Origin of the sequence: Methylocystis silviterrae, from assembly GCF_013350005.1 — a bacterium.
GTDB lineage: Bacteria > Pseudomonadota > Alphaproteobacteria > Rhizobiales > Beijerinckiaceae > Methylocystis > Methylocystis silviterrae.
In genome coordinates, this window is sequence record NZ_JABVWW010000006.1 from 177,765 (window position 1) to 197,165 (window position 19,401).

The 19,401-nt window shown below is 58.7% G+C and carries 11 protein-coding genes; 2 read left to right on the forward strand and 9 right to left on the reverse strand.

The genetic code is table 11. The features are described 5' to 3' along the window. Positions 1–6 precede the first annotated feature (6 nt). From HUN39_RS09440 to HUN39_RS09475, 8 genes are all read right to left on the reverse strand, one after another. Entirely contained in the window at positions 7–1,587 is a 1,581-nt protein-coding gene (locus HUN39_RS09440; RefSeq protein WP_210266919.1) for a sulfite reductase subunit alpha, read from the reverse strand. 5 nt (positions 1,588–1,592) lie between these two features. Continuing rightward, positions 1,593–3,347 (reverse strand): NirA family protein, encoded by a 1,755-nt coding sequence (locus HUN39_RS09445; protein WP_175094237.1) that lies wholly within the window; start codon positions 3,345–3,347, stop codon positions 1,593–1,595. A gap of 1 nt (position 3,348) precedes the next feature. Further along, positions 3,349–4,578 (reverse strand): NAD(P)/FAD-dependent oxidoreductase, encoded by a 1,230-nt coding sequence (locus HUN39_RS09450; protein WP_175094239.1) that lies wholly within the window; start codon positions 4,576–4,578, stop codon positions 3,349–3,351. Positions 4,579–4,905: 327 nt separating this feature from the next. After that, entirely contained in the window at positions 4,906–6,054 is a 1,149-nt protein-coding gene (locus tag HUN39_RS09455; RefSeq protein WP_175094240.1) for a CmpA/NrtA family ABC transporter substrate-binding protein, read from the reverse strand. Further along, positions 6,051–6,623 (reverse strand): ANTAR domain-containing response regulator, encoded by a 573-nt coding sequence (locus HUN39_RS09460; RefSeq protein WP_175094304.1) that lies wholly within the window; start codon positions 6,621–6,623, stop codon positions 6,051–6,053. Before HUN39_RS09460 ends, HUN39_RS09455 begins: the two co-directional genes overlap by 4 nt. Before the next feature lie 97 nt (positions 6,624–6,720). Beyond that, complete coding sequence (locus tag HUN39_RS09465) at positions 6,721–7,887, reverse strand: alpha-amylase (RefSeq protein WP_332310743.1); 1,167 nt, start codon at positions 7,885–7,887, stop codon at positions 6,721–6,723. A 1,003-nt stretch (positions 7,888–8,890) separates the two neighbouring features. Further along, a complete protein-coding gene (locus tag HUN39_RS09470) occupies positions 8,891–9,154 on the reverse strand; it encodes a hypothetical protein (RefSeq protein WP_175094243.1) in 264 nt (87 codons plus the stop codon). Between the two features lie 661 nt (positions 9,155–9,815). Further along, the gene (locus HUN39_RS09475; protein ID WP_175094244.1) at positions 9,816–10,697 is read right to left on the reverse strand and encodes a replication-relaxation family protein; all 882 of its coding nucleotides are present in this window, start codon (positions 10,695–10,697) and stop codon (positions 9,816–9,818) included. 355 nt (positions 10,698–11,052) lie between these two features. Between HUN39_RS09475 and HUN39_RS09480 the strand changes: the two genes are divergently transcribed. Beyond that, positions 11,053–12,594, forward strand: a complete 1,542-nt coding sequence (locus HUN39_RS09480) for a nucleotidyltransferase family protein (RefSeq protein ID WP_175094245.1) — start codon at positions 11,053–11,055, stop codon at positions 12,592–12,594. A gap of 11 nt (positions 12,595–12,605) precedes the next feature. Here the strand turns inward: HUN39_RS09480 and HUN39_RS09485 are convergent, their stop codons facing one another. After that, the gene (locus tag HUN39_RS09485) at positions 12,606–13,874 is read right to left on the reverse strand and encodes a type IV secretory system conjugative DNA transfer family protein (RefSeq protein WP_175094247.1); all 1,269 of its coding nucleotides are present in this window, start codon (positions 13,872–13,874) and stop codon (positions 12,606–12,608) included. A gap of 381 nt (positions 13,875–14,255) precedes the next feature. On the opposite strand from HUN39_RS09485, the gene HUN39_RS09490 reads away from it, so the two are divergent. Beyond that, positions 14,256–18,803 carry an NACHT domain-containing protein gene (locus tag HUN39_RS09490; protein WP_175094249.1) on the forward strand — a complete coding sequence of 1,516 codons (4,548 nt, stop codon included), beginning with the start codon at positions 14,256–14,258 and terminating at the stop codon, positions 18,801–18,803. Positions 18,804–19,401 lie beyond the last annotated feature (598 nt).

The window sequence follows — 19,401 nt, forward strand, 5'->3', positions numbered from 1 at the left end:
GCGGCCTCAATAGACGTCCTGTTGATAGCGCCCGCTCTTCTTGAGCTGCGCGACGAAGGCGACCGCTTCATCGGCGTTGCGGGCGCCGAATTCGGCGACGACGTCGACAAGCGCGCGTTCGACATCCTTGGCCATGCGCTGCGCATCGCCGCAGACGTAAAAATGCGCGCCTTCCGCAAGCCACGCCCATAATTCACGGCCGGACTGGCGCATGCGGTCCTGCACATAGAATTTTTCCGCGCCATCACGTGACCAGGCGAGCGACAGACGCGTGAGCAGATTTGTCGCCTTCATCGTTTCGAATTCGTCGGCGTAGAAGAAATCGCAGGCCGAACGCTGGTGTCCAAAGAAGAGCCAGTTCCTGCCGGGCGCGCGGGTCGCCGCGCGCTCCTGCAGAAAGGCGCGAAATGGCGCGACGCCGGTGCCAGGCCCGATCATGATGATCGGCGTCGCGGGATCATCCGGCAGGGCGAAGCCATGCGCCGACTGCACATAGACCGGAAGGCTGTCGCCTGGCGCGATGCGCTCGGCCAGAAAGGTCGAGGCGACGCCAAGACGCTTGCGCTTGCCGACGACATATCGAACCGCGTCGACCGTCAGCGAGAGGCGTCCCGGCGTCGCCTTGGGGGACGAGGAGATGGAGTAAAGGCGCGGCTGCAGCGGATCCAGCGCTTCGACAAAGGCTTCCGGATGTGGCCGGGCGCCTGGAAATTTCTGAAGCACGGAGAGCACGTCGAGCGTTGCCGCGTCGCCGTCAGGATCTTTGCCCTGCGCCAGCAAACGCGCTTTTTCACGCTGTCCGCCGCCGGTAATGAAGGAGATCAACTCGAAAAGCGCATCAGGCGCCGGAGATAGCGAAACCTCGCTTAGCAATGCTTCGCGCAGAGTTGAGTTACGCACGGGCGTCACATGCGAGGCGCCGAGCATGGCGATGATCTGATCGACGAGGCCAAGATCATTTTTCGGAAACACGCCGAAACTGTCGCCGACCTTGTAGCTGAGTTCGCTGGCGCCGAGATCGAAATCGACGTGCCAGGTCTCCTTCTCCGAGCCTTCCATGTTCAGCCGACGGCGCGAAGTAAACGTCGCAAGCGCCGGATTGTCGCGCGAGCAGCCGGGCGCCGAAGCGACAGTGGGTCCAACTTGCGCAACAATGGTGGGCGCCGGCGAAGGCTGATCCAGCTCCGCCGCAAGCGCCTTCAGCATGCGCGCCGTGTCCTTGCCGCCGGGTGCGCAGAGATTGAGGCGAGCCTCCTTGCGCGCCGCGAGCGCGTCCGCATAGGTCTCGCAATTATAGCCGCACTGGCCGCAGTCTTGTTGCGCCATGGCCGCCATCAGGCGACGACGCAACGGACGGCCTTGCGCAAGCTGCATGCGCGATTCGAGCGCCAGCGTCTGGTCATGCCACGGCGCCTCGCCATCGTCGCTATCGGCGCCAGCCATGACGGCGGCGTTGGCCTCTGGCGAGAGCGGCGTGATCGAGCTGTCATCGGGCGCGGCAAAGCCGGCAAAGAAGCCGCTGAGCCAGGCGCGCTGCTCGGGCGTGAAAGGCGCGTTCGGCGGAATGAGAAAAGGCGGAGAGGACATATGGGTCACGCCACGCTCTCCTCATTGGCGAGACGGCGAAGCGTCTCGATGTTGTGACGGTGCGCGAAGCCGACGAAGGTTTCGTCCGCGTTCGCCCGGTTCTTTCGATAGGCGCGCAGAATTCTCGCCACCATTGCCGGCGCTTCTTCCGCTTTCACATTTTGATAAAATTCGGAGGCAATGCGTGCGTCTTCCGCAAAGCCGCCGCCGACGAAAATGTGATAGCCCTCGACCGTGTCGCCCTCGTCATTCACCGGCACGCGCGCGCCGATCAGTCCGATGTCTCCGATGTAATGCTGCGCGCATGAATGATGGCAGCCGGTCAAGTGAATGTTGATCGGCGTGTCGATGGGCGCCGCCGTCTCGCAATAGGCGGCGATTTCTTCGGCATGCCGCTTGGTGTCGGCGGCGGCGAAGCGGCAGCCGAAATTGCCTGTGCAGGCGACGAGTCCGGCGCGAATCGGCGAGGCTTGCGTCGAAAGACCCAGCGCCTCGATCATCGCGACAGATTCCGCGACGTGCTCGTCGGCGACGCCGGTGATCAGCACATTCTGCCAGACCGTGAGACGCAGCCCGCCGTCGCCGAATTGGCGCGCGATCTCGGCGAGACCGCGCGCCTGCTCGGGGGTGAAACGACCGACCGGCAGCATTACGCCGATCCAATTGAAGCCCGGCTGCTTTTGCAGATGCACGCCGATATGCGCGGCGCGATCCTGACGCGGGCGGGAGTCGATCGCAGCGGCGTCTACGCGAAGCAGCTTGCGGCCCAGCTTTTCTTCGACGGCGGCGAGGAATTTGTCGAAGCCCCACGCGTCGAGCACATATTTGAGCCGCGCCTTCGCTCGGTTGGTGCGATCGCCTTGTTCAATGAAGACCCGCAGAACCTTGTCGGCGACCTCCACCGCCTCGTCCGGCGAAACGATCACGCCCGTATCGCGGGCAAAATCCTTGTGACCGGTAATGCCGCCAAGCGCGAGACGGAAATAGACGCCCGGCGCGACTCCATGCTCGTCGTTCACGACAACGGCCTGAAAGCCGATGTCATTGGTGTCTTCCAGCGCACCGATCAATCCCGCGCCGTCAAAGGCGATGTTGAATTTGCGCGGCAGACCATACAGCGAGCGGTCGTTGAGGATGTGATGGTGCATCGCGCGCGCATAGGGACGCGTATCGATGAGTTCCTGCGGATCGACGCCGGCGGTCGGCGTGCCGGTGATGTTGCGGATATTGTCGGCGCCGGAGCCCTTGCTCCACAGTCCGAGATCCTGAATCGCCTCCAAAATATTGGTTGCGTTTTTCGGCGCGATCTCGCGGATCTGGATATTGGCGCGCGTCGTCACATGCAGATAGCCGCCGCCATAATTTTCCGCGAGATCCGCAAGCCCGGCGAACTGCCAATGCGTGAGCGCGCCATTAGGAATGCGCAGCCGGCACATATAGGAATCCTGCGCCGGCGCGACATAGAAGAGTCCATAGTAGCGCCAGCGAAAATTGTCGGCGGGCTTTGGCGGCGCATTCTCCTTCGCCTGAGCGGCAAGCCGCGGCCAGGCGTCGAATGGATGCTCTTCGCGCTTCCATTTTTCCTGATCGTTAAGCTTGCCGCCTGCGGCGATGACGCGATCCTGCGCCGAGATATGCGCGGCGTCCGGTCCCATCGGCTGCGCTTGCGCGGGCATCGCCTTTTGTCCGCCGCGCGCGGAGAAGCCGGCTGCAAAACCTTCGAGATAGCGCTTCTGATCGAGCGTGAAATCGACGGACATTTCAGGCCGCCTCTTGCATCGGCGCGCCGAACATCAATTCGTCGCGCATAGATGAAATGTCCGCGCCGGAGCGGATGAGATCGAGAACATTCGCGGCTCCGTTCGTATCTCCCACCAGGATCGCGCCCACCAGCCTGTCGTCGCGCTCGACAAGCTTGCGATAGAGGCCCATGCGCGGGTCCTTGCAGACGATGCGGCGCGCATCGCCTTCGCCGAGATAATCGCCGGCCGAAAAAACACGCACGCCGGAGACTTTCAGATTGGTGGAGACGACGCTGCCGCCATAGGACGCGTCTTGTCCGGCGAGTCGCATGGCGAGAACGCGGCCCTGCTCATAGGCAGGCTCGACGAGGCCATAACAGACGCCGCGATGTTCGGCGCATTCGCCGATGGCGAAAACGCCGGGTTCGCTCGTCTTGAGGCCATCGTCGACCTTCACGCCTCGCCCGACGTCAAGACCGGCCTGTCGCGCGAGTTCGGCGTTGGGCTGAATGCCGACGGCGAAAATCACGGCGTCGGCTGGAATCGTTTGTCCGTCGGCGAACTCTACATTCTCGACTCGGCCCGAACCGCTGATGCGCGTCGCATTGGCGTTCAGAAGCACGCGCACGCCTTTTTCTTCAACGAGTAGACGCAGGATGTCGGCGCCGGCCGCATCGAGTTGGCGCTCCATCAGCCGATCCATGACATGGGCGAGTGTCACGTCGACGCCGCGTCGCGCTAGGCCATAGGCCGCCTCCAGTCCGAGAAGGCCGCCGCCAATCACAAGCGCGCGCATCTCCTTTCCCAGCCGGGACAGCGCCTCGACATCCCTTACGTCGCGAAACACGTGAACGCCCGGAAGATCGGCGCCCTCGATCGGCAGCCTTGCCGCGCGCGAACCCGTGGCGAGCGCGACTTTCGAATAGTCGACACTCTCTCCATTATCGAGAAGGAGTCGCCGCGACGCGGCGTTGATCTTTATGACCTTGCAGCCGCTCAGAACCTCAACGCCGGCGGCGCGCCACCATTGCCGGGGCTTGAGTTCGATGTCGTCGACCGACAATTCCCCGGCCAGCACTGAAGACAGCAGCACGCGATTATAGGCAAGCCGCGGTTCGTCTCCGATCACGAGAATGTCGTATCGACCCAGCGCCCGGTTCGTCAGCTCCTCGACGAAACGCGTGGCGGCCATGCCGGCGCCGACGACGACAAGCTTCTCGCGACTTCTGCAATCCTGCAATCCAGTCATGTGTCGACTCTGCTGAACGGCCGAACGGTCCGGTCACAGGTCGCTTTGCCTTACGGGTGATGAGAACGGGCAAGACGACCGAAGCGCGACGCAAATTGCGAAATCGCTTCTGTGACGGAGCCCAGCTTTGGGCTCGTTCCGGCGGACCGGCGGTCGTCGTTGACCGATGAGGTGATTGCACATTTCGGGCCAGAGGCGCCGGCGTGGTTTTTCCCGAGGAATGCGGGCGTTTGGCGCTGACCAACGGCAGCAGGCTGCGTTGTATGGCGCCGAATGCTTAGGCGCGAGGCGCCTAACGGCTGGCGCTTTTGAGCAGCGATTCAGCGCTCACAGGCGCTGTCCGATATCGAAGCCGGCGAGATAGTCCGCGTAGCTTCGGCCGCCGAAAGAGGGTCCCGCAAAGGCCCCGATTTCGCGCTGAATGTGCGCGCATTCGATCGCGGCGTCAAAAAGATCCGGACGCAGGACGCTCTTCGCGCGATCGGCCATCTCTGGCGAATGGCGCGTCTGCCCCCAGCGGAGCATCTGCGCATAGATCCATTCAGCTTGCCGTGGATCCGGCCGCATGGCGCCGTCTCTTCCGATGATAAGGTAATTGGCGTCGCTTCGTTCGTCGCGCGCCTTGACGCGCAAATGGCCCGTGAGAACGCGGCGGATGATCTCGGCGTCGACGCCGACATATTCCGGTCGCGAGAGAATTTGCGAAACCTCGCCTAGGTTTTGCGGCTCGTCGACGAAGGAGGCCCCCCTATCGAGCGCGCGGATCAGCGCAGCGACGAGATTCTGGTCATCGTCGGCGAAGCTTTCGCGCAGAGCGAGGACTTTCTCGGGCGCGCTCGCGAAAATCTCGCAGCCGAAATGCAGAATGACGCCAACGCCGGCGTCGACCGCGACAGAACTCCAGGGCGCGCCGACACAAAAGCCGTCGAGCTGACCGCGCGCCAGATTTTCGACCATGTAAGGGGGCGGGAGAACGATCAACCGCAGGTCTTCATCCGGATCGACGCCGCCTTCCGCCATCCAGTAGCGCAGCTGATAATTGTGCATGGAAAAAGGAAAGGTCATGCCGAAGGTCAGAGGCTCACGTCCCTCGGCCCGTCGCCGCGCGACGAGCTTGACGAGCGCGCGCGCGGTTTGCGCCGGATGCGCGACCTCGCCTTCCGCGGCGAGTTCGGCATAAAGCGCCGTGGACACCGCGATCGCATTGCCGTTCATCGCGAGATTCATCGGCGCGACAAGCGGGACTCGCACATGGCCCAGTCCGAGCGTGGAAGCGACCGCCATTGGCGCCAGAAGATGCGCCGCATCGAAACGGCCGATGGCGAGCTTGTCTCTAATGTTCGCCCAGGACACTTCGCGGATCAGTTCGATGTCGAGACCTTCCGCCTTGGCGAAGCCCTTATGCGCGGCAATCAACAGCGCGGCGGCGTCGACGAGCGGAATGAAGCCGATTTTCACATGCGCTTCGCCGCTCATTTAAACATCTCCGCCGCAGTGATGACCGAGCGTGCAATTTCGATAATCTTTTTGTTTTCGCGCATGGCGGCGCCGCGCATCAATTTGTAGGCGTCTTCTTCGGACAGCTTCTTCGCCTTCATCAATATGCCTTTGGCGCGTTCGATCGTCTTGCGCTCCTCGAGATCGGATTTGGCCTGATCGAGATCATCCTGAAGCTTCGAGAAGGCGTTGAACCGCGACACGCACAGATCGAGGATCGATTTGATGCGCTCCTTTTTCAACCCGTCGACGATATAGGCCGAGACGCCAGCGTCGACCGAGGCTTGAATCGACGCCGTATCGCTCTGATCGACAAACATGGCGATCGGCCGACGCACGGCGCGACTGACCTGAAACATTTGTTCAAGCGTATCGCGCGAAGGATTCTCGAGATCGATCAGGATCACGTCAGGGTCGCTGGCGTAGATGTGCTTCAGCAGATTGTGCATTTCGCTGATGCGCTCGACCTGTGTGAAGCCGGCGTCACGCAGTCCCTCCTCGAGGATCAACGAGCGAATGGGGCTTTCGTCGACAATGACGATCTTCAATTCACGGCGTCCAGTGAGCGCATGTATGGGTCGCGCCAGCGGCGGCGCATCGCTGTAAAGCTCCGCGATCCGCCCGCCGGGCCGAGACCAACGCACGTTATATCTTGAAGCGCAACGACATGCCCGCCTGCCAGTTCTTCATGATCTGCGGACCGTTGAGATTCTGATAGACGGGCAAACCTGCCTCGACCGCGACCGTCACATTGTCATAGCCGATAAATTTGCCGCTGATCGTCGCGCCGCCGAAGAGTTCGACCCGCTGCCCGCCGTAAAAGGCCGGATTTGCCGGCACGGCCGGGCCGCGGATTTCCGGATCGAAGCCGCGAATCGGGCCCTGCGTCGAACCGCTCACGCGGAAGGTAGTGGTGAGTCCGGGCGTCCAAGTGTAGCCGCCCCAGGCGTTGAATTCATGCAGATCGCCCCATCGGTAGCCCCCGGAAGGATTGGGACCGAGCGGGAAGCGCAGGCGATATTCGAGCAGGTAGTCCCAGGAATAGCCCAGTGAATTTGCGGCCAGAGGGAAGCGCCCGCGATAGCCGAGCCCCCACGACCACGGTCCCAGATAGCCCGCATAGACAATGCCAGGTAGCAAATCGAATGTGCCCGTGCCGGGCTGCATCCCATAGAACGCGCGGATGTTGCGGCGGGAACCGTCGGGCAGAAGAAAGTCCTTGAACGTGGCGGTGTAGCTGCCGGCTGGCAAGGAGATGCCGAGAGAGAGCTGGATGCGGTGGACGTCGTCCTGATAGATGCGATAGACGCCCGACAACGTGACGTCGGCAAGGCTCGTCGTTCCCGGCAAACTTCTGCCAAGCGGCAGGATTCCGGCCGTCCCTTTCCAGGTAAGGGCGTTGAGATTTTTCTCGATCATGCCGGCCGTGAGAACCACCGCGAAATCTTTTGTGACGCCGTAGCTGAGCCCGACAATCTGGGTCGCAACCGCAATATTTTGCGGAATGATGCGCAATGTCTGCTTGGGATTGAGAAAGAACGGCACCGTCGTGACGATATATTCGTTGGAGACCGTGCGCGTTCCCATCTTGATGCCCGACAGATTGGCGAACACCGGCGTAATGGAGAAAACGAGTTTTCCGGCAGCCGGCATATCGGCGCCGAAGACCCCCATGGGCGCCGGCGGCGGCGGAGGCGGCGCGACCGGCGCGAGGGACGGCGGCGGCGCTTGAAGTTGTATCGCAGTCGCCTCGGACGACGCGTTCTTGCGGGGCGCGGCGTTCGCGTCGGTCGCGACGAGCGCGGCCGCCACGACTATCAATCTCGCGCCGCGCCATGGCGGCTGTCGGCGCATCGATCGCTGGGACTGTGCTCTCTTCATCGCGAACCTCATCTGCATCTCGCCTGCGCGCGCCCCAGAAACGAAAAAAGCCGCTGCCTGAACGCCTGCGAAGCAGACGTTCAGGACAGCGGCGATGCTGGGGGGCCCTTCTGTGGACCGGGTGACGTCGCAAGCGACGCCCTCGCGCCAAACGGATGCAATGAAGGCGCCACCTACAGCCAAGCTGTATGGCGCGAGTCGCCTAGTCGCGCTGAACGACAGGCTTTTGCGAGCGTTTGCGGTTACACACGCTGGCAAGCAAAACGGCCCCGAGGAACCATTCGCGTGGCGCGCTTTGCTTGAGAGGCGGCAGCGAACGCCGAAAAAATTCGCATTCTGCCGCCAACAGCGACAGCCGCCCGGATTTTCTTGACCGGCTGTATGATGCAGCGCCGTGGGAGGAACGGTCTATCATCGGGCCACGACGTCGACGATTTTTACATTACGGAGATCGTCAGCTCGCCGAGCTTGAAACCGAATTCGCTCGAGCCGCTCGACCATTCGAAGCTAAGATGAGCTTGCTGGACGCGACGAGTGCGTGCGGCTTCCGCAGCGCCCTCGCCCGATGAAATATCGGATGGGCCCTATAACCGCCGCCGGGCTTCCGAGTCCCGGCGCGAGGGGACCACGGCGACGCCTTCGAAGACTGAAAACGGCTAACGAGACGTCTTCAGACGTGTTTGAGATGAGTGCTTGGTGCCAGGAGAGGACTCGATGTTATTTTTTAACCATCTGAAAATATTTATAAAAATGCATGTGACAATTTGTCCAAACCCAGGCGATACCCCCACCGATCCCCCGGGACTCGGAGACTACCCAGGTTCGAGTCCGAAACGCGAACCGCCCGCGCGGTTTTTCGCTCTCGCTAGATCACTTTGAATGAAAAAGAGCCGCTTGCAAGCGGCTCTTTCATTGCATCGTGTCGACGTGACTCTTATCGCCGACGCGCGTCATGCGACGAGCGTCCGCCGTTCGATTGTCGTCGCTGCGCCGGCGCGTCGTCCTTGTCGTCGTCGGTGATCTCGCGGCACACAATCTTTCCGTCGAGCGGGAAGGCTTGCAACATGATGTTGAAGCCGCCGCCGTCTTTGTGCGGAAAGACGAGTCCGACGTTTAGCCAAAAGTCGTCCTGGCCTTCGCGGCGAATGACTGAATAGGCGCGATGCGTCGGCTGCTTGGGTGCTTCTTTCTCCGCCATTGGAAACTCCTTCCGGCAAGGTTGCGATGTCCTGCGTAGGCAGGCGGCGAGGGACGCACAGCCCCGCCGCCCGCCCGCGCGGATCGCAAAATTGAGGAAGTTTCCGGAGACTGACTTTCAGGGTACGCCGCAAGAAAGAGCCGTCAAGGGTGCGCGAATTTTGTCGCTTCGGCGACCGTTTCTGAAGCGACCGGCGAAACGATTTTTGGATGCGACGAAATAGGCGCAACGTCAGCGCATTGCGTCGCTTGCTGACGGCGCATCGCCTCGAATTCGCGCCACGAGCACCCATGCATTTCGCATGGTCTCGCCCCCGCGCTTTGGTGAGAGAAGAAAGCCAGGAGAAGGTCGGCCGACCTATATCGGCTCATTAATCAGCTCATATATTCCGAATCAATGACCCGATTAATGTCTTCGAAAAAGCTTTCTTCGTGATTTCAGATTCTTATGGAAGTCCGTCGTCGGACAATTCAGCCAGACCCGATAGGTGTTTTCCTCCATTCGAGCCGGCGGCCGGCGAGGCACTCTTGGGATGGCTTGGGGAAAGAGAGGGGGAAATTGTGGGGGAAACCGTTTCCCTCACTTGGCGATGACAACAATCTGATTTCTTGAGAGGTTGGCAGCGCACCTGCGCCCGACCCAATAGCCTTTTTAGCTCTTGTTAGAGCAGCAGCCGCCGCAGCGAACCATCGACGCCGCGCCATGCTGCGGTCAGCGGATCGGCGCTGTGAAGCGCTTCGCGCGAGGCGAAGAGGAAGAGAGAAGAACCCGCCGCCCCCGGCGGCTGGATGGATCGCAGCGCCTCGATCATCGAGCGGACGCGATTGTCGTCGCTGGCGACGAACAGCACGCGGAAATGCTTCCAGCCGAACTTCCGCTCGAAGATGCGGGAGACATAGGCCGAAAGATAAGAGCGAAGTTTGCGCTCGATGCTGGTCTGGGAAAAATCTACTCGCGTGATCGGCATTGTGCCTCGGTCAATCTCGGTGAGGAAGTTTCGCGGCGCGCCCTTCCTCAAGTCGATGGCGAAGGCGATGTCGGGGATAAGTCCGATCTCCTGGCGCCCCCCCTGGTGCGAAACCGTGACCCGAAGCGCGAGCAGATTACCGCCAAGATCTGCTGCAAACGTTCCCGGCACGCGAGACGCTATTTCCTCGGCGCTAACGTAGTGACAGCCGGAGCGCTCGGCCGAAAGTTGCACAGCGACTTCGAAGTCGGCGATCTCCAATTGGTGCTCGATGAACGGCCTCCCGGCTTGCAGGTTCTTTCGGCCCCAGTCGATGCGTGACAGGTTGATTATTCCACGCTCGCGCAGGAGCCTCGCTCCCCGATCGGCGAGCGCATAGACCATTGGCGCGGAGCCTTTGGTCGGATAGAAGTCGAGCTGGGCGCGAGGCCGGTCGACGTATCCCGCATGATAGAGGTGACACAGCCTATCGTTCGTGCGATCGAGCGACCGCCCCGCAAGCGCCGCGATGTGCGTCGAGCGCAGGAACCTATGTCGCGCGATGTTGCGGATGATGGCGATGTCGCCTTCAGTCACTCGAAAGGCCGGCGAATCTTCCGCTCGGCGATATCGCGGGCGGCGGGTTGTATTCGTCGCTGTTTCGCCACTGCCCATGGTTTCATCATAGCAACTGCTACGGGCCTACGCCGGCTCACGCGGCGCAACGACGTCGGGCTCTGTCTGTCGGGGTCAACCGCGCCATGTCGGGCTATGGCCGGGTAGACCGCGCATCGGCAGGCTACATTTTTTGCACGGTGCCGTTGCAAGTAGCCGTGCGAGCCAGCGACCCGCCGAGACAAAAGTAAGAAGAGCAGATACATTCGAAGAATCGCTCATACGTCAGGAAATGCCGCTCCAAGCTCGCGGCAAATATCAACGAGTCAACAATCAAATGCCAACGACACTGACCGCCGACCTTCTGACGCAGCTTGCGAGTTGGGCTAAGAAAGTAAACAAGGAATTAGGAGCGTCTGGCATCTATGTCTTCGGTAGCCTCATCTATCGCAACGGGGCTCAGTTCAACTCAAGTAGCGATATAGATGTCATCGTGGTGGTGCCTCCCGGACTCTCCAGCGCGCGTGAACGCGTCGCATGGCTAGACAGGCTTGTTCAATCGAAAAAGGAATTAGAGGCGCGATTAGTGGCGAAGCTCCAACGCACGGATTTCGACAGTTCGATCTGTAGCGTGAACACGCCCACTATCCTAGAAGTGACCGCAGACATCCACAAAGACGGTGCCCAAGGCTTTTATGCTAACAATCAGTTTCGCGATCTGATTGCGGGCACAGAACGGCGCGGCTTGCCGGATGCAGGTACGAGACGCATCGGGGAAAGGCTAGTCGTGGAATGCCTCCGCTTCGCTCAGAAGAAGCGGAACGCTTATCTTGGAGTGAGTGCGAGCGGCAAAGAAAGTTTATCGAGTTATGATAGCAATGAGCCTGCCCCGAAAGACATTATGCGGCACGGCGCAATGGCGCAGCAACTCGATGAGAACGCCGAAGCTGATCCAGGCGCTGAATACGATGTCCAGGTTGGATTAGATTTCCTATTCCATCAGCTTTATCAAAAGCGTCGTGATGGCGATGAATTTGTGACACTGTACCGGAATCTTTCAATACGTCGTGGGGCTCGCGGAGAGGTGAGGCCTTTGTCGTCGAAAGATCAGCTTTTCTTGGCGGAGATGATTTTTGATGCAGGCGCGGCGCATCTTGTCGCGGAACAGAGGAAAAGGGAAAGCGAACAATCGTCCCCAAACATCGTTCACAGTACTGTATGCTTCTGGGAACGATTCGCGCAAGCGTTTCCTGGCGTTCGCGGTATCGAGTGGTTCGACGAACCCGGTGCCATTCGGGAACGTTTGGGAATATTGCTCGCTCCCCCTCTCGTGTATGGGAGCAGCACACCGATATGGTGGTGGCGAGGAGGTAGGAATCTGCAAATCACTAAGTTCGCGGTTGACGGTGACCACTATCTTATGGATGGCGACGAACTAAAAATAGTCAGGGTCGCAGCTGTAAACCCCGGCCCGTACAAACATTGTTTCGTATACGTCGAGGTCGATGCGCTATCGCCAATAGGCTTGTACGAACACACCGCGGAACGAATAGCTGAGGTCAAAGCCGGTAATGACGTCTTCAGTTTTTATTCGGAGGAATACGCCATCGTTGATGGCAAGCATCTTATTACACGCGCTCAATATGACGATGGCGGAGCCGTCATTGAAGGGCGCTTACAAGACACTAGAGGACGCGCAAAGCTACGCTGTCGTTACGTCACTCCCTATAATTTCATAATCGCCGCTGGAGGCGCACCGATCGGTCAAGCCTCTTACGACCAGCGACTGGAGGAAATTCTCGACCAGATGCTTAACGGTCAGGAGCTGTTACCGCAGCTATCGGAAGAAACCATGCTTCTTCGCGCCGGCCGATTTTGAGCAACAGTTCGTCATGTAGCGAGAAACTCTCTTATCTTTTCCTCCACCTCTTGCCGGTCCCGCCCGAAGCGGGCTCGGCTCGTCAAAATGAGCCGATGCACGGACGGCCGCAGCGGCCGGGGTGCAGGAAAGAGACGGAATGGGATAGGGGACGACGGCTGTCCCTCCCGCAAGAGCCGTGCCCAGGCGGAAAAGTTGCGAAGGTCGAGGAGCGCATCGTCGCCGCCGAGCCCGATCTGCTCGGCGAGAATCGGCGCGTCGGACACGCCTGTGCGGCAAGCGATGATCGAGCCGGTGTTGCCGAAGATCGCTGCGCGTAGAGGAAGGGGAAGCTGGTCGAGATATTGATGCGCCAAGATGAGGGTCAGCGCATATTTTCTCGCCTCGCTCAAAATGAGCGAAAAGCTTTCGGTGGCGAAGGATTGAAACTCGTCAGCATAAAGATGGAACACGCGCCGCTCGCTTGCCGGCGTGACGGCGCGAGAGAGCGCGGCCTGCGCGAGCGCCGTGACCAACAATGCGCCAAGAAGATGCGCGGTGCTCTCCCCGAGCGCGCCTTTCGATAGATTGCAGATGACGATTGCCCCCTCGTCCATCAGCCGGCGCGGGGTGATCGTGCTTCTGGGCTGCGCCAACATGTTGCGCAATGAGGGCGTCATCAGCGCTTTGCCGATCTTGTTTTGGATGGGCGCAATCGCCTCGCGGCGAAAACTCTCCGTGTAGCCGGCGTATTCATTCTGCCAATAGTGCCGCACGACTGGATCGGAGACATGACGATGCACCAGCTGCACGCGATAGGGCGTATCGATCAACATGCGGGGAAGCATCAGCAGCGTCGCGCCGGGAACGTCGAGCAAGGCGCGCACGGCGTTGGTGAGAATGTAATCGAGACGCGGCCCCCAGCTCTCCGGCCATACATGCCGGAAGGCGGAGACGATCCCGTCGGCGACGATCGGCGCAAGGTCGAGCGGCACCCGCGACAGGGGATTGAAGCCGATCGGCCGCTCACTGTCGGCGGGGTCGATATAGACGAGATCATTTGTGCGCCAGCGCGGGATATGGTCGAGCGCTGCCAGCGCCAGATCGCCGTGCGGGTCGAGCAAAGCGACGCCTGCGCCGCGCTGAAAATCTTGGCGCAATAAATTGAGCAACAGCGTGCTCTTGCCGGTGCCGGTCTGGCCGACGAGATAGAGATGTCGGCGGCGCTCGTCTTCGTCGAGCGCGACAAGCTCGCCAGATGCGCGAGCGCCCAATATGAGTGAATATGTATGCCTATCCATAGCCGGAAGAGAGCCGGCGTGCCGTGCGCATCGCAGTAGGGAAGTGATGCGGGCATCGCCTTCTTCCCGGAAGGCGCGCCGGGGCTACGTGGCGTCGCAAGTCAATTGTGCGTTATGACGCGACTGCCGAGCCCCCCGCTCACTGTCGGCTCGTTTCCGGCCACGATCCAATAGGATGGTGGCCTGAGAAGATTATAGCGCCCGAATTAACTGCTGTGTTGTCTCGCGACGAAAAGCGGACGTTCAATGCCTCGAACTGTTCAAACAACAGTAGCTGCACAATGCAATCCGTTGCGACTACACTCGACGAGATGAGCAACGTATAATGCCCAAACGCTCTGGATCAGTAATTGATTCGAGGAAGGCTGATTAATCGTAATTATGATCGATTTTACCCAAATCCGGAGCCAATCAGGCGGTCAAAGGCAGGCATTCGAAGAGCTAGTATGCCAGCTTGCCCGGCGCGAGCCTACTCCTGCTGGGTCCGTTTTTCGAAGAGTAGAAGGATCGGGCGGAGACGGCGGTGTAGAAGCGTACTGGATGTTACCTGATGGAACGAAATATGGGTATCAGGCCAAATTCTTTACAAGGGCCGGCGACATCGATTGGAGCCAAGTTGACAATTCAGTGGAGCAAGCGCTCGCAACCCATCCAACAATTACAAAATACATCATCGCGATTCCCTGTGACTTAACAGATCGTCGCGGTTTGAAAGGGAAAGGTCAAACGGGCTGGGAGCACTGGAGCAATCATAATAAGGCATGGGTAGGAAAATGGCTCACCGCGACGGGTCGCAATGTTGAGTTTATCCCTTGGACAGCATTCGATCTACGAGACAAGCTAACGGCAAATTCTGCGGACGGATTGCGTCGATATTGGTTCGCGGCAGTTGAGTTCTCCGCGAGCTGGTTCAGTAATCATGTACGCCTCGCGATTGCGTCCCTTGATGAGCGATACCATTCCGAGGATCACGTAGACGTTGGAATCGAGAGCCTATTTCAGTTCGCCACTCGCAATGATGTCGCAATTCGGAAATTACAAGACCATTTATTGGCGGTGAAGCAAGCTCCACGCATAGATCGCCGCTTCGGGGGAGACGAACTGAAAATTCCCGAATCTGCAATCGACAAACTTCGGGCTTCAACTGCGGCCTTGCTATCGATCGCACCCGAGTTCGATTTCCCTTGTTGGCAAGAATGGGATCTCGCACGGTGGAAAAGATTCGCGGCAGATGTTTCGATCATGATCGGTGACCTACAGAGTTGGATTTGGGACGCCCGATCGAAGCTATCTGGAAAAGACAGTGAGCAAGCCAAGCACAATATCGAATTTATTTCGCGCGATCTGCATAAACTAAACGAAGCTGTAAGAGCATTCGAGAGTCTCCTCAATAGTCGTTACTTGTTAGCGGAGCAATGTCGTTTGGCGTTGGTCGAAGGGCGAGCGGGAACTGGAAAAAGTCATCTGCTCGGGCGAATGGCTGAACAGGCGGCGCAAGAAGGGCGTCCGGTCGTAATGTTGCTTGGCCAACAGCTTGGCAACCAGCCTCTCTGGGACCAAATAATGAAACGCCTAGGGATCGGCGATATTGATCCGGACATATTTCTTCAAGCAATGGACACAGCAGCCGAGGCCATTCACAAACGTGGTTTGATCCTCGTCGATGCGATCAACGAGGGAGCTGGTGCCCGGCTCTGGAAATCGGAGATCGCAGAATTTTTGCAGCGAATTAAAAAATTTCCAAATTTGGTCTGCATCATAACATGCCGGTCAGAATATGTTCCATACGTCGTACCTCCGGGGCTTCTTGGAAGTCTACTACGATTCGAGGTGCGCGGCTTCGAAGGTGCGGCGGAGCAGAGTCGAGCGGCGAGCGTTTATATGGATAGGCGCGGCATTCCGCGACCCGCCACCCCCTGGCTCGCTCCAGAGTTTGTAAACCCGCTATTTCTTCGTAGCACATGCCTGGCCTTGCAGCGTGACAGAAAATCTGAGTTCCCGCGCGGCTTAAGCGGCACGAAGGCGATTATGGCATTCTACATCAAGAGCGTCGCCCGCAACCTTGGCGTAGGGCGGGACGGTAGTGACGACCTTGTACCGGCAACGATCGGTGCCTTGCGAGAAATCGCGACGCAGATGGCGACTGACCGGAAAGATTCGATTGCCCTTGCCAAAGCGATTGACATTGCCACTCGCCACTTTTCGAAGTTTTCCCCGCCTCCGGATGATCATACCTGGTTCGATGTCCTGCATCGGAATGGCCTACTTCGCAAGGACCCAGATTCAAACGCTCCAATACACGACCCGTTGGTTATTGCCGAGGATGTCGTCCGGTTCAGTTTTCAGCGGTTCCAAGACCATCTCATGGCAGAGGCATTACTAGTTAGCATCTCTAAAATCGACGACGCTTTGCAGAAAAATGGGACGCTAGCTTTCATTCACAACGGCAAAACCCTGGAATGGGAGTGGCAGGGTCTTGTCGAAGCTTTGTCTATTCAAATACCAGAACGCTATAAGGTCGAGTTGGTCGACGTGTTGCCCGGTGGTGTCAGTCAATGGTGGCGCAATTGGCAAATTGTCGACGCCTTCGCCGAAAGCGTACAGTGGCGCGAAAAGACCGCATTTACTGCTCGCACACTCGAACTTTTCAACTTGCTTTCTAACACACACGCCGATCAATTTTCGCTGCTCATTGAGCTTACAGCTTCGGTCAGTCACCCGTGGAATGCGGACTTCCTACACAAGAACCTATCCATGCGCGCGTTACCACAGCGTGATCGCATGTGGACGACAAGACTGAATGACGCCTCAACTGAGGGGGATGGACCTGTTGGCCGATTGATCGATTGGTGCCTATTTGGGCAAGCGCCGAATGTGGAGAGGACGATTCAACATCTCTGCGGGATCGCGCTGTGCTGGTTCTTCACATCGTCGAACAGATATGTACGAGATAAAGCCACAAAGGCGCTGGTCTCACTCTTTCTCGCTCGCAGCGACTTATTCCCCGAGCTCGTTGGACTTTTCAAGAATGTCGATGATCCATATGTCGTCGAGCGGCTTTTCGCTGCGGCATATGGAGCCTGCTGTATCGACTCGTCGCACCATCGATTGGTGGACTATGCGAAGGATACGTTTGATGCGGTTTTTGCCGAAGGGAACCCACCACCTTCGATCCTACTTCGTGACTATGCACGTGGCATAGTGGAACTATGTGCCGCCAAAGCCGTCCTACCTGCGGGAATCGCTATCGCACGTTGTCGTCCACCATATCGATCTCCAGTGCCACGGCTAACTGTCTCAGAAGCGGCTGTGAAAAGGATTGCGGAAAAAGCTGGTGGCGATGAAATTTTGAGGTCGTGCGATAGTTTCATGGGCGATTTCGCCAGTTATGAGATCGCGCCTAGAGTGAACCATTTCGCAGCAGTCCGACTCAGTCGGCCGCAACCCTTTTCGAGCCAAGAAATATTCGCGCGTTTTGAAGCCGAAGTTATCGACATTGACTCTGCGAGAGTTGATGCGTTCCTTCGCCTTCGCAAATCAAGCTTCGCAGGCTTCGGTCTTGAGCTGCTAGGCAGCGAAAACGAGGGAAGTAAGGTTGATATCAAAAAATGGGCTGAAGGCATTGAGTTAGCAGAAGAAGACCTATTGAAATTACTTTCTACAGCAGAGAAGCGGCGTTTCCGACGCGAAGCCGCGCCTCAACTGGGCACTGGCGCAAAGAAAAAAAGCTCGGATGACCCTGCAAGCATCGATGTCACTCGGGCCCGACGGTGGGTCGCAAAAAGAGCGTACGAACTGGGTTGGACTAGCCAGCTCTTCCCCAACGACTCATCTCGATATCGCCACCATTCACGAGAACGCCCCTTGGTGGAGCGAATCGGAAAGAAATATCAATGGATCGCTCTTGATGAACTGTTATGCCGCCTCGCTGATAATTATTGGATTGGTGGGCGGTACGGGGATAACTCGAAGAGGTACGAGACACCGCTAGATTTGGGCTTCGAAAGGGACATCGATCCGACAGTCATTCCTGTTTCGGAAACGGTAAACAGCTCCCAAGGAAAGCCGCCTGCGTGGGTACTCGCATCGGACCTTGTCTTAGATTTCGTGGACGAAGAGAGGCTAGCTGCTTGGCCATTTCTGTCTGATCCGGGAACAGCAATTCCAAATCTCACCAATATGCGTGACGAGAGCGGAAGTTCGTGGCTCACCCTGTATGAGCATCGCGCGGTTACGGACGAATACGCGGAAAAGCGGGGTTTGCACGGGCTACGTCAACAGGAGTTTCGGTTTCTCATGTGCGTTATTGTCGCAAAATCTGACCGCCAGGCGCTGGTCGATTTCCTAGGCGCGAAGAAAAGGCTGGACGTCATGGAATGGGACCCGCTCGAGCTAACCGATGGTCCATTCTTACGCGAATCCCCTTGGAGGGATACTTGGCCCCAAAACCAATGGTGCCGAGATTCTTGGAAGACCCCTAAAGGGATGCCAATATCTTTTCCGGTGTGCGAATATCGTTGGGAGTCTCATCTCGACGCATCATTACCAGAAGGGGCCTGTGCACTGATTCCGTCACCGTGGCTGACCAGAGTGCTGGGGCTGACTGCCGACAAGAGTGACGCTTCAATCTACAAGGGTTCAAATGGGCAGGTTGCCTTTTTCGGAGGTAAGCTACCAAAAGGCGGATCATTTGCATTTATTGACGCCAATTTGCTTGGAGACTTCCTAACAGCCAATGACTTGGAATGTCTTTGGCTCTTTGTAGGAGAGCGAAACGCTTGGCCGGACGGAGACAACGACAATGCGGCTTGGCGACGCTCGGAGGGACTTTGTTGGTTTGAAGATGGTAAGTCTGTCTCTACGAATTGGAAAAGCGACAACGCCAATGGAGTTTCAAAGGCGTCGCTGCCGCGAGTCACAAAACTTTGAGTTCCCCCTGGAGAGACATCGAAGGCGACATTCCCCCTGGAGCCGACACGCTTTCAGCGTGGGCGCTTGGCGGCGGTTCGGTCAAGGCCGGCCGGAGGCCGCCCCGCAAGGGGTCGCCTTGAGGGAAGCGCCGGCCAAGCGCCATGATCGGTGGGTCGGTCCGGATGCTGGCTCGGTGGGGAAGCGAGAGGACGATGCGCGTCTTTCCCCTCGCGCCTTGAGTCGATCTCGATGCAGGGCCGCGCGCGTCGGCGCTGCTTTCCGTCACGCCATGTTACCGCATGATGCTCGATGTCGATCCTGTCCGGGATACCCGCCCGACCCCGGGTCTTTTCCCGCAGGCTCTTCCCCATAAGAGACAAGGGCAAAGGCGGAGCGAAAAGCGCCCCACGCTTTTCGCTCATTGCCGAAGTCGGGCGCGCGCCCACGCGACGCCCGAAAAAGACACGGGGTCGGGCGGGTAGCCCGACGCGCGCGGCCCGTGCTTTCTTGTCTTTTCGACTCGTTGCCCCGCCTTACCCTAAAGGCGGGGTCTATGGCGGGGTTGAGTCGTAAAACACGACGGAAAAAGAATATTGTGCGACAATGAAAATTGGGC